The following is a 12,490-nucleotide window of genomic DNA, read 5'->3' as shown; positions in this document are numbered from 1 at the left end:
AAATTTTAGATGAAAACTGGTTTCCCGAATATAACCACAATCATCACGGTAAAGCCGATTAAAATAGATACTTAACTTGGGCTTCCATAGGAGTTATCCAGTCGTGCAGCCGGATTTAATAGGCTTGGAAATTAGCAAAGGAGAACTAAGACGTTTGACTGGGTTCGATCCAGAAGACGTTTTTCGACCCTCTGTTCTGCGAGATAGTAAAAAGCGATTAGGCTTTTTGATCAATGAAATGCTGGTAACGCTGGCGCTAACGCCAATAATTGTTGGCTCTGTTTATGCGTTTATTATTCTGCCGACAATTGGATCTTCAATTCGACTCGGAATTCTTTTACTAATTTTAGTGCCAATCCCGATATTAGTTGGGCGATCGCTCTGGCGACAATTAACCTGTCCTGAAGGGCTGACAATACTTTTAGATGAAGTTGATAAATATCATGACCTAATCCACGCCATAGATATTAATGACCAATTGGCAGCATCAGGAAACGTAGAAAGTAGTATCCAAGACCGAGATAAATTCACCGCCGCCTTACAACTAATTAGAGAAGATTTAGTCCGCGCTTTGAAAACGGAACGAATTTTGCGAGATAATAAAAAGCTGCTTGCTAATAACCAAGAGTTATTTGTGAATAATTTAGCCAGTCTGCAAGCCTTACAAGATAGTAGTCAAGCAGGCGAATATGCTCAACTGCTAAATCAATCATTGCAAATTGCGCTCGATGTGCAAGCAGAAATTAGAAAATTGCAGAAAGGCTAAAACCTCTGCTGATAACTTTCCCAAAAAACGATCGCCCCGTTGACTTAAATGAACAACAAACCCAAAATAATTGTCTTGGATGATGACCCTACAGGTTCTCAAACAGTCCACAGCTGCTTGCTGCTAATGCGTTGGGATGTGGACACCTTACGCAGTGGGTTACAGGATAATTCGCCGATTTTCTTTATACTGACTAACACTAGATCACTAACGCCAGAGTCAGCCACATCTGTAACTACAGAAGTTTGCCAAAACCTGAAAGTCGCCTTGGATGCGGAAGGGATTGACGATTTTTTGATTGTCAGCCGTTCTGATTCTACCTTGCGCGGACATTACCCCATTGAAACCGATGCGATCGCTCAAGAACTCGGCCCCTTTGATGCTCATTTTCTCGTACCAGCATTTTTTGACGGCGGACGCATCACCCGCGACAGTGTACATTACTTGATTATTGACGGTGTACCCACACCAGTCCATGAAACTGAATTTGCCCGTGATTCAGTCTTCAGCTACCATCACAGCTACTTACCCAAGTATGTCGAAGAAAAGACTCAAGGAGGAATTAGTGCCGAAGCAGTAGAAAGATTTCTCCTGGCTGATATTCGTGCTGGGAGTTTGTCACGCTTGCTACAACTTAGTGGTAATCAGTGCGCTGTCGTAGATGGTGAAACTCAAGATGATCTCAACCGCTTTGCACTAGACGTATTAGCAGCAGCAAGTCAAGGGAAACGCTTTCTGTTTCGCAGTGCAGCAAGTATTTTAACGGCTTTAGCCGCTTTACCACCCCAACCCATTGCCGCCGAAAACATGGCACAATACGTGCGGCAAGGCAAACCAGGTGCGGTGATTGTTGGTTCCCATGTGAAAAAGACTACTCAGCAATTAGAGGCGCTGTTGCAAGTAGAAGGAATTGTGGGAATCGAAGTGAATGTAGTGCGATTACTTGATGATGATGCAAATCAATCTGCGGCACTACTAACCGAAATCAAAGAAAGTACACGAACGGCACACGAGGTTGGCAAAACACCAGTGGTTTATACTAGCCGTCAGGAACTGAGCTTTAAGGATGCCAAGACACGATTGGAGTTTGGGGCAAAAGTTTCAAATTTATTGATGGATATTGTCCACGGTTTACCATCTGATATAGGATTCTTAATCAGCAAGGGTGGCATTACCTCAAACGATGTTTTGAGTGCTGGACTCGCTTTAACTTCAGCTCGCTTACTAGGTCAAATTTTAGCTGGTTGTTCAATGGTGTTAACGCCATCTGATCATCCCCAGTTTCCTGATTTGCCTGTGGTGCTGTTTCCAGGTAACGTCGGCGATGCTGATGCCTTGGGGACAATTTATCAAAGGTTGACCATTTAAAATCTGTTGTTTTTATGGCTAGTACTGCATGACTTCTGATTCTGCAATTCCCCATCTAAAGTCAAATTCTGCACTTCCTAATGCAGAACCAAACTCTACCCTTTCTGAGGTAGAGGTAAATCCTAGTGTTTCTGATCTAGAGTCAGATTCTATCCTCCCAGATGCTGAATTAAATTCTGTCCTCCTTTATTTAAAATCAAATACTGTCCTTGCGGATGTAGAGTCAAATCCTGCTAACCCAGATGTAGAGTCAAATACTGATGCGGTATCAGATTTTATCCTGACTGATTTAAATCCCAATCAGTCAGTATTACGAGGAAGTCGTGTAAATGACAATACTCAAGTCCAGTTAAAAAATCAGGAGGGACGACTATTATTAATTTTGCCCCCAGAATCTCAAGCATCTGCTTCAGAACTCAGTTGGTCTGATATTTGGCAACAAATAAGACAGCGCATAAATGCAGGCGATCGCTTCCGTATTTCTCATACCCCTGTGCATCTAATGGCACAAGATCGCCTGGTAGATGCCAGACAACTGCAAGAACTTGCCGAGGCTTTAAGTGAAGTCCAACTTCGGCTCATATCTGTCTCCACAAGTCGTCGTCAAACTGCGATCGCTGCCGTGACATCTGGGTATTCTGTAGAACAATTGCAGCCCGTAACTTCCCTGATATCAGAGCCAAAAGCTACAGCCATACACCAGGCAGATGCCCTCTATCTGGAAATGACAGTCCGCTCTGGAGCAGAAATTCGTCATCCGGGTACAGTAATTCTCTTGGGAGATTTAAATCCAGGTGGTATTGTAAGTGCAGATGGAGATATTATCATCTGGGGTCGTCTACGTGGAATCGCTCATGCTGGGGCCGGAGGTAATGTTTCGTGTCTGATTATGGCCTTGCAAATGGAGCCAACCCAATTGCGGATCGCCGATGCTGTAGCTAGGGCACCAGAAAAATTGCCGATGCAGTTTTATCCAGAAGTAGCACATATTACGCCCCAAGGAATTCGCATTGCTAGAGCTAGTGATTTTTCCAGAAATCAATTCACTAAGATTAATCAAGAGCCATAAATATTTACTATTTACTTAAAGGATGAAGTTTGAAGGATGAAATAAAAAAATACTCATGCCTCGCTCTAATTAGGCAGATCAGATATTTCTTCATACTTAATACGATACTTCATACTTTATACTGCAATTTACAGTTCTATAATTTCCTGAACCCTTATTGACCGCATTTCTATCATGACTCGCATTATTGTGATTACCTCCGGTAAAGGAGGAGTGGGTAAAACCACAGTTTCAGCAAATCTGGGCATGGCTTTAGCCAAAATGGGGCGTCAAGTTGCCTTGGTTGATGCGGATTTTGGTCTGAGAAATTTGGATTTGCTCCTAGGGCTGGAAAACCGCATTGTCTATACTGCGGTGGAAGTCTTGGCCAGAGAGTGCCGCTTAGAACAAGCCTTGGTGAAAGATAAGCGCCAACCCAATCTCGTACTCCTGCCAGCAGCCCAAAATCGCTCCAAAGATGCAGTCACACCTGAACAAATGAAATTATTGGTGAATGCACTAGCACAAAAGTATCAATATGTGATTATTGATAGCCCCGCCGGCATTGAAAATGGCTTTAAAAATGCGATTGGTCCGGCAAAAGAAGCGCTAATTGTCAGTACCCCAGAAATTTCCTCCGTTCGTGATGCTGACCGAGTAGTGGGCTTACTAGAAGCACAAGGCATCAAGCGGGTTCATTTAATAATTAACCGCATCAGACCCGCAATGGTGAAAGCAAATGATATGATGTCAGTGCAAGATGTTCAGGAACTTCTCGCCATTCCCCTGATCGGGGTAATCCCTGACGACGAGCGTGTTATTGTATCTACCAATCGCGGCGAACCCTTGGTGTTAGCGGAAAATCCCTCTTTAGCTGCCACAGCCTTTGAGAACATTGCTCGGAGATTAGAAGGGGAAAGTGTCGAATTTCTGGAGATCGACTCGTCCCAAGACAGCATCTTCGCCCGTCTACGAAGGTTGTTGTGGACAAAGATTGTTTAACTTATTTTACCAGTCTCCGCCCCAGACCTATTCGTAATGATTGAACTTCTAGAAAAACTTTTTTCTCGCGGTGCTGATAGCAGTCGAACTCAAGTCAAACGTCGCCTGCAATTGGTGATTGCTCACGATCGCGCTGATGTAGATCCTCAAACGTTGGAAAAAATGCGGCAGGAAATCTTAGATGTAGTCTGTCGCTATGTCGAAATTGACACAGAGGGCTTGGAGTTCTCTTTAGAAAGCAACCAAAGAACCACAGCTTTAATTGCCAACTTGCCTATCCGCCGGGTGAAAGGCACTATACCTGAGTGGGAAAGGGGTGATAAATAAGTCTTTATAGTTTTAATCTTAGAGGAGGTTTTAAAAGTCGAAACGAGTCAAAAATTATCCGAGTCGCTACAGTTACGGCTGGTTATAAAGCTATATGTATTGCTAGATACAGGGACATGAGATAATTAATATTTAATAATGATAACGAGCTGGTAAAAAATTTATTTCATCATCTTTTACAAGATATACAATTCTATGTTCTTGTGTTAAACGGCGAGACCAACCATTAGGATCTAAATATTTTAAAGGTTCCGGCTTACCTTTCCCCTTAAAAGGATCTCGGCAAGTCTCTTTGACAGATCCAAAACTCTAAGGGTAACTCGTTGCTCATTTTCCACCCAAAATTTTAAGTCTTCTAAAAATTCAGGTTGAAATACTGTTTTTCTTTGGTTTGGAGTTGCTGGAATTTCTTGTTTTGATTGGTTTTTGAGGTTCTTCTTTTTGGTCAAATCCTAATTCCTTGCTAAGATCATCCAAACTTTGAGATTTCACAACTCCTGATTTAGCTCGATTTAAAGCTGTTAGCAAACGTTCAGCGTTACGGGGAGAACGTAAAAGATGAGCAGTTTCTAGAATACTAGAAAGTTCATCAACAGGTATTAAAGCTACACTTTCAGCATTACGACGTGTAATGATTACAAAATAGCGTTCTGAAGTAACTTTCTGGCACAGTTCAGAGAGCTTTTCTCGTGCTTGTGTGTAAGTATAACTAGCCGAAACCATAAGTATCAAAAGTTCCGTTTTTTACTTGTAAATTGAATTTAGTACATTTTCGCTTCACCTGTACGCAAAGTCTGTACAGGTTGATGCTTTTATCATAACATAACGTGAGTTCGAAAAATCTTTTTTGACCTCTCCCCCAGCCCCTCTCCGACGCGGAAAGGGGAGCCAAAAGTCTAATTTTTCATTGCTCCTCCCTTTCCGAAACGGAGAGGGAGGTTGGGAGGGAGAGGTTCGTCGAATTCACGTTAACATAACAGAAATTGAGCAAGCCCTATTTTATGCAACGTCAAAAAAATCCCGTTGTCGCCACTGGTAACAACGAGAGTAGATAAGATTTTTAATAAACTACCGGTAGGCAAATTGTGGGCCTGCCCAAATTTCTGTGACCTTTTTACCAAAAGTAATTGGCTGATCATTCTCTGTTGTCGTTATAGTTTTGCCATCATTAGCAACTTGCATTAACGGCCAGTTTTCTTCGCCCAATTCACCCGCACGAAATAGCGCATGATTTGGTTGGCTTTTACTCCAACCTAACAATACTGCAATTTTCTCATGATCATTTTCCTCATAAGCAGGAGCAACTGTGTTGGCGTGATTGTTTTGCCGATCCCAAATCACTGCACTATCCGTAGAATCGCCTGTATTAAATATACCTTCAAACTTGCGTGCTAAGAAGCGATCGCCTTTTTCCGACCAGCTAACTGGAACTAATACCCCTATCTGACCGTTCGTATCAGTTTCGTCTGGAAACATCTCCTTTACAGCCTTTACCCTTAATAGAGGATCACTAACAGGAGTAGTCGAAGCCATCACCCACAACTTCTTGGTTTGCATATCTTGGACAAACAGAATACTGGTAACACGGCTGTTGTACATTTGGGGTTTTACCTCTAGTTGTACCCGGCTATAAACAGCATATTTACCATCTGGAGAAACCACAGGTACGCTACGGTAATGGCGTACTCCAGAACCACCATTTGAACCAATTGCCTCTTGAGTAGCTGTAATCCATTTCCAAGGAATAGGATGAGGACTGCCTATGGGATCTATTTGTTCTACTTGGGACTCATCGAGCGGTTCAACAGCAGGTATTTCCGTCGTTGTGGTTGGTTGTGATTCTCTAAGAGTTGGTGCTACTTGAGTTGCTGTCAATGATTCTGTAAAAGACTTTTCTCTAGCGAGAGAATTTTCTTCTGCTTTTAAAGACTGGATATTAGCAGCTTTGAGTTTTCGGATTAAATTAAGTTGACTAACAGGAACATCTGTTAATGGTGCGAGTTCAACTGCTGCCAAAGGATCAGAAACAGTTAAATTACTGTTTGATACAGAACTATCTGCTTGATCCCAAGACTCAATTTTATCTGCTGGTAATACTTGCGGTTCCTGGACAGCAGCACTTTGTATTGGCACAGAGTCAAATTCTTCTGTCAACGAGTTGATTTGATCTGCTTTTAATATTTCAGTTATCTCAGGCTCCCCGACTACGGCTATTTCCTTTGATAGAGAGTCAGACTCTCCAGTAATGGAAGTTAGTTTAGCTACTTCCATTACTGGAGTCGAGTGACCCGATGCCCCTAACAAGGGTGCGATCAGTATCACAACGACCACGTAATTGAGAAATGGTTGGGCGCGGAACCATCCTGACAGCAAAAGGGGTTTAAGCATTTGTAGACTCTCTAGAGGGGGGCGATCGCTATGTGAGAAGCAATACCTATGCAGGAAGGGGGCAGGCAGTAATTATATGTATAACAAGAAACTAAAAGCTTTGACGAAATAATTTGTTCAAAGTTCGCAGAGTTTTACAAAAATTTAGTATCATTGTCTACACCTTTTCTTGCTCAGGTACTGAATATTTTTTTGCAAAAATATGCGAGTATAGTAAATATGCTGAGAACTCAGTAATTACTACACAATTTAATATTGCTGTTGCTATATCCAATCACATCAAAAACAGGTATTGATCAATGGATATTCAGGGTATAGTTTAGGCAATGACGCTAACAACCAAGAGTAAGATAACTCGGTTATTGGGGATCGTACTAGCGATCGCTAGTACACAACAAACAAGCCGGGTTACATACTAAAGATAACAGCGCAAACCGTCATAACGGTAAACGTGAGGCGTTACTTGAAAAGCTGGGAAAGCGGACGCATAATACATTATACTCCGAAAATACTGCTGTCAGCAACCCAAATTTATAAATTGCAATCTCAACTACAAAAATAGCTAAAAGACACAATAATTTTCTAGAAACCCAGTAGCATTTAATGCCAATTTGGGAAAATAATCGGGAACACAACAAAATTTACTCGGTAGATGATCTAGCGGCTCGTGACGAGACACCACTAAACAATTAGGCTGACTAAAGGTAGATGCAGTTGATACTAGCTGTTACACTTGGCAACTTAACTATTAAGTTGATCAAGCAGGCTTTGGTTTCACCAATACGAAAATATTGTACCACCAAACAGCCGATATTATTTACAGCAAATCAACTCTGTTTTGCAACTGCCGTCCAGAATACAGGAGCCTGTTAAATGCTGGCTTGGTGAATTCTATTTCAATATACAACTTAAATGTTGTCAGTTATAAGGGGCGCACTTACCATTAATTAATGACTAACAACTAAATTATTAATGAAAATTGTATTCTTTGGTACACCAGAGTTTGCCGTCCCCACGCTGGAAAAGTTATTGAATCATTCAGAATTTGAGGTTTTGGCAGTTGTCACCCAACCAGATAAACGCCGGGAACGCGGAAATAAACTCACCCCAACACCTGTAAAAGCGATCGCTACTGCTCACAATTTACCAGTATGGCAACCCGAACGGATTAAAAAAGACACTGAAACTTTAAGCAAACTCAAGCAATCAAACGCAGATATGTTTGTTGTTGTCGCCTATGGACAGATTTTATCGTCAAAAATCCTAAATATGCCAAAGTTGGGCTGCATTAATGTACATGGCTCGATTTTACCCAAATATCGGGGTGCAGCGCCGATTCAGTGGTGTTTGTATAACGGTGAGAGGGAAACGGGGATCACGACTATGTTAATGGATGTGGGGATGGATACCGGGGCAATGCTACAAACAGCCACTACACCGATTGAATTACTGGATAATGCCCAAAATTTAGCCGAAAGACTAGCTGCGATCGGTGGGGATTTGTTGGTGGAAACTCTGTTAAAGTTGGAACGCCAGGAAATTCAACCAATTCCCCAAGATAATTTAGCGGCTACTTATGCGCCTCTGATTCAAAAACAAGATTATGGTTTGGATTGGTCAAAAAGTGCTGTTCAATTACACAATCAAATCAGAGGCTTTTATCCTAACTGCACGGCTACCTTTCGTGACAACCTGCTGAAAATCACCGCTTCTGTTCCCCTTGATTTTGTAGGCGATGTCTGGCGACAAGCCGCTCCGCGTCTACGCAATCTACCACCAGAATTACAAGAATTAGATCATAAATTACCTGATTTGTCAAATGTATCAGATAGACCAGGAGTTGTAGTAAGCATTGTCAAAGGAATTGGAGCGATCGTCCAAACTGGGGAAGGTTTGTTGCTGTTGCGAGAGGTTCAGCTAGCTGGTAAACGTCCCCAGTCGGGATGGGATTTTGTTAATGGTACCCGCTTAACTGTGGGAGAAGTTTTTAGTGCGGGGAGTTGAGGGGTTGCCAATTTTAGATTTTGGATTAAAGGAAAAATCCAAAATTAAATGACTTCTAATTTTTCATAAAAGCGGCAAGATTTGCAAGGGCCATCGGGGTTGACTGCACAGCGAAAAATTTCTGAATGAGCATTGTAACAGCAGGTGGCATCACCGATTACCCAACGTCCCTCTACCAAACTTTTCTCAGATGGTCGTTTAGCAGACTGGACGTAAATAGCAATATTGTGCAAGCGGTAGCGCCCTGCTTTAAGTTGGTATCTGTGGCGGCGCTCTAAAACCGCGTAGGTTTTACCTTGAAAATCGAGATAGTTTCCGGGTTGGGGTGTCCAATCAAGTTGGACTCTGCCGAGAGACTCACGCGGATGCGTCAGAATCACCTCGGTTTGTAAAGAGTCTGGCTCCATAAGCTTATGTGATTATGATTTACGTTATAAGGATGGTATCGTAATAGCTTTCTTTAGCTTACCGAATTTAAATTACAATTATTAACAATCCCCCTGCGCCCTTACGGATTACGGCAACCAAAAGTCAGGTAGAATAGTTTTGCCTAAGTCACGCAAAGTTCGGTTGAGCGATCGCGCCACTTGTATATGCACTTCATCCTCTTCTACAGCTAAAATCTCAGATGGCTGACCTTCTCCTAAATAAGCCACCACCAAATTCGCCGCCTCCAAACCAGTAACATAAGCCTTTTCCTGTGACCAGGAACCATGACGGTTCACAATCCAATCCCCACTCATAAACACATTTTCAAAACTTGTCTTAGCGGGCAACATATAACGATAGCTACCAGGTGCAAAGTGAGTTACCGCCTGAGGTAGCCGAATTACACTACTATCAATTATCTTTGCCTCTCGAAACGCTGGCACACAACTTGCTAAATAACCCTGAACTATTGGTAAAATCTCCTCATCGCTCAAACTGAGAAACTGATTCGCGTGATAAAAATCAGCTTCAATCACTGTTCCCGGCTCATCTCGATATTCATCATGGAGAGCATTCAAATCAAAAAACGTCCAACCTGTAGCTGCGTCAAATCCAAAGCAAGCATTAGAAGGACGAGGAATATCAATTTTGCGATCAAACCATAGTCGCGTTGCTAAAACGTCAATTGCTCTCAAATTGCTCAAATTACGGAATTCTTCACGGCTTTGTAAACTAGGGCTAGTTGAGACAATTTTCTTCATACCCGTGATCCCAACCGCAAAAATCACAGCATCTGCTTCAATTACTTCATCACCGCAAACCACACCCTTTGCTCGATGATTGCTATCAACAATTAAGTCTGTAACCCGGCGCTTCGGCAACACTCGCGCCCCAGCTTTTTCAATACGTTCCACCCAAGGACGAAATATCTTTTCGCCCACAGTTCCCCGACACCAAACTACATCAAAATCAGATTGATGAGCCAGAATAAAAAAGTAAAGCATCCCTAAAGTTGCTGCGGCTGAACATTGCTCACCAGGGGCAAACAAGCCCACCAATAACATTGGTTCAAAAGCCTCGCGGTAAAGTCGTGCAGAAACGTTAAAGTCTTTGAACAATTCACGGGCAGTTACAAAGTCATAGCGCCGCCAAGCTGCATCGGAATTGTCAAAATCAACCACAGCATAAAGTAAAGGTAGGGCACTGAGACGGTCAATTAGAGGCAGGCGCTTAAACTGGGTGTAGAGAAAAGTTCCCAGTGGGGAGGGAAGTCGTGGTAACTCTTGAAAAATCGGTGATTCAACTTCCAACCCTGCAGGCGAATATTGCGAAGAACGAGTCCAAGTCGTAAAAGGATTAATTTCTAATTCATTAATTAAGGAAAAAATATTTTTATAAGGATACCAGAAGCCATGAATGCCCGCTTCAACAGATTTTCCGGCTGCTGTTTGCCAACCTGCCACCAGTCCACCAGGATAGGAACCTGCTTCTAAAAGTGTCACATCATAGCCTTGTTTTGCCAAATGGTAGGTTGCTCCTAAACCAGCCCAACCTCCACCTACAACTACCACCCGTTTTTGTTGTGACCCTGCTACCATCCCAGCCTCCAATTGTTGTAGTCCATCAACTAATGTATACGAACTTGCGTTGCGATCGGATGACAGGTCGTTATTGTAACGGTTTTCCCTTGGATACAATAAGCACAGATGTGTTACCCTATGAACTATATTTCATCGAATTGAAAACAGCTATAGATTTTGAAAAAAGATTAAGGGAAGCAGTTCCGTAAAAATCCCTTGCGGTTAATGCTGAGTTAAGAGTATAACAGAAAACAGGCTCAACTATTAATGGGTAATAATCCTAATGACTCAATTAGCAAATGCAAAATTCAGTCTTAATGACTTTGAATTACGAGATGGCATTTATTTTCCTAGCGACTATGAACAATTGAATAACACTCAACATAAAAAAACATGGGATGCAATTGGTAAGACATACTACGGTTCTCAAAAAATTGAAAAAATTGCAGATACATCGCCCATTAAACAAGATTACACTCTGCTAACTGGTACACCTGGAGGTACTTGGAACAAATTTCCGTTGAATAAATCTGTTGATTCTATTCTGGAGATTGGTTCTGGTTATGGTCGCGCACCTTTGCATCTTTCTAAAGCAAAAAATCTGAGATGCGAGAAATATTATGGGATTGATATTTCTGAACCTTTATTGCGGCGGTTAGTCAAGGTTAAACAAGAATACAATTTTTTTCCAGAAGCTGAATTTAACTTAATTTGCACTTCTGCTGAAATATTGCCTTTAGAAGATAATTCTATAGATTTGGTAATTTCTAACTGCGTTTTTATGCATATACCAGATGCACAATTGAGAAACTTGTTGGCTGACATCTCTCGCGTACTTAAACCCGGCGGAATTTTCGTTTTTAATCATTCCTTTCACAACAAGTCCTGTCCTTCTCATATTATCCATAATTTTATCAGAAGGCTGAACCCATTTGTAAGAAATCCAGTCTATCTCAAGCAATATACATCTGCTGAAATAAATGAAATGTTAGCGACTGCTGGTATAAAAACGAAGTGTCCACAATACATTGTCGAACCAACAGAAGAATATGCAATTTTACCGGAAACCATTAAAGGAATTCCAGTACCATTTGCTAATGCTATCAACAGAAGTCTCAAGCCATCAGGTAGTTTAAAAGAAACTTTGGCTTATGGTTTTAGTGCCTATAGCAGTCAACTAGACTAATTAAGAAATTATCTTGTTGTCACTAGTCAAAATATATAGCAATCTTATTTGATTTGTAAGAATTGCCAGCCGAAGATCCCGAACTTCTTTGAGAAGTCCAGGATCTTGTTTCTCACGAATGATTCAGGATTGCTATAGCGTTTTTCAAATGAACAGAATACAAAGAATTTATAGAGGCACAACATTGTTGTGCTTTTGCTTTGGCAATAAATGCTTATGAACTGTGTTCACAACGCCAGATGAACAATACATTACAGCACTTCCTGCTGCTATGAGGTACAGATACCTGGGATGCTATTAGTAATCTGTCAAGCTAGTAATGAAAAGTTTGTAGTAAGCACTTTAGTGCTTAGAAAATAAGGACTGAAGTCCTTGCTACGAACTTTCTTACC

Annotated in this window: 11 protein-coding genes and 1 pseudogene; 7 read left to right on the top strand and 5 right to left on the bottom strand. The window is 41.7% G+C overall.

Going from position 1 to position 12,490, the window contains the following annotated elements; genetic code table 11:
* The first annotated feature begins 103 nt into the window (after positions 1-103).
* The 5 genes from ACEW80_RS23810 (at position 104) to minE (ending at position 4,511) form a co-directional block, all read left to right on the top strand.
* The gene (locus tag ACEW80_RS23810) at positions 104-766 is read left to right on the top strand and encodes a hypothetical protein (RefSeq protein WP_373528962.1); all 663 of its coding nucleotides are present in this window, start codon (positions 104-106) and stop codon (positions 764-766) included.
* Positions 767-814: 48 nt separating this feature from the next.
* On the top strand, positions 815-2,134 hold the full coding sequence (locus ACEW80_RS23805; RefSeq protein ID WP_373528961.1) for a four-carbon acid sugar kinase family protein: 1,320 nt from the start codon (positions 815-817) through the stop codon (positions 2,132-2,134).
* Between the two features lie 28 nt (positions 2,135-2,162).
* A complete protein-coding gene (minC, locus tag ACEW80_RS23800) occupies positions 2,163-3,203 on the top strand; it encodes a septum site-determining protein MinC (protein WP_373528960.1) in 1,041 nt (346 codons plus the stop codon).
* A 174-nt stretch (positions 3,204-3,377) separates the two neighbouring features.
* On the top strand, positions 3,378-4,184 hold the full coding sequence (gene minD, locus ACEW80_RS23795) for a septum site-determining protein MinD (protein WP_292835287.1): 807 nt from the start codon (positions 3,378-3,380) through the stop codon (positions 4,182-4,184).
* Positions 4,185-4,220: 36 nt separating this feature from the next.
* Positions 4,221-4,511: a cell division topological specificity factor MinE gene (gene minE, locus ACEW80_RS23790; protein ID WP_373528959.1), complete on the top strand. Its 291-nt coding sequence runs from the start codon at positions 4,221-4,223 to the stop codon at positions 4,509-4,511.
* Positions 4,512-4,643: 132 nt separating this feature from the next.
* Here minE and ACEW80_RS23785 read toward each other — a convergent pair.
* The 3 genes and pseudogenes from ACEW80_RS23785 to ACEW80_RS23775 form a co-directional block, all read right to left on the bottom strand.
* Positions 4,644-4,748, bottom strand: a pseudogene (locus ACEW80_RS23785) (type II toxin-antitoxin system YoeB family toxin); the annotation flags it as partial.
* A 126-nt stretch (positions 4,749-4,874) separates the two neighbouring features.
* Complete coding sequence (locus tag ACEW80_RS23780; protein ID WP_373528958.1) at positions 4,875-5,234, bottom strand: type II toxin-antitoxin system Phd/YefM family antitoxin; 360 nt, start codon at positions 5,232-5,234, stop codon at positions 4,875-4,877.
* A gap of 345 nt (positions 5,235-5,579) precedes the next feature.
* Entirely contained in the window at positions 5,580-6,899 is a 1,320-nt protein-coding gene (locus ACEW80_RS23775; protein WP_373528957.1) for a hypothetical protein, read from the bottom strand.
* Between the two features lie 972 nt (positions 6,900-7,871).
* Here ACEW80_RS23775 and fmt point away from each other — a divergent pair.
* The gene (gene fmt / locus ACEW80_RS23770) at positions 7,872-8,903 is read left to right on the top strand and encodes a methionyl-tRNA formyltransferase (protein WP_373528956.1); all 1,032 of its coding nucleotides are present in this window, start codon (positions 7,872-7,874) and stop codon (positions 8,901-8,903) included.
* A gap of 44 nt (positions 8,904-8,947) precedes the next feature.
* Here fmt and ACEW80_RS23765 read toward each other — a convergent pair whose 3' ends face one another.
* Both ACEW80_RS23765 and ACEW80_RS23760 read right to left on the bottom strand, forming a co-directional pair.
* On the bottom strand, positions 8,948-9,310 hold the full coding sequence (locus tag ACEW80_RS23765; protein WP_373528955.1) for a DUF6464 family protein: 363 nt from the start codon (positions 9,308-9,310) through the stop codon (positions 8,948-8,950).
* A gap of 108 nt (positions 9,311-9,418) precedes the next feature.
* Entirely contained in the window at positions 9,419-10,930 is a 1,512-nt protein-coding gene (locus tag ACEW80_RS23760) for an FAD-dependent oxidoreductase (RefSeq protein WP_373528963.1), read from the bottom strand.
* Positions 10,931-11,195: 265 nt separating this feature from the next.
* Between ACEW80_RS23760 and ACEW80_RS23755 the strand changes: the two genes are divergently transcribed.
* Positions 11,196-12,098 carry a class I SAM-dependent methyltransferase gene (locus tag ACEW80_RS23755; RefSeq protein WP_373528954.1) on the top strand — a complete coding sequence of 301 codons (903 nt, stop codon included), beginning with the start codon at positions 11,196-11,198 and terminating at the stop codon, positions 12,096-12,098.
* Positions 12,099-12,490 lie beyond the last annotated feature (392 nt).

Source organism: Nostoc sp. (assembly GCF_041747015.1).
In the GTDB taxonomy this organism is placed as follows: domain Bacteria; phylum Cyanobacteriota; class Cyanobacteriia; order Cyanobacteriales; family Nostocaceae; genus Nostoc.
This window is presented reverse-complemented; position numbering and strand designations above follow the sequence as displayed.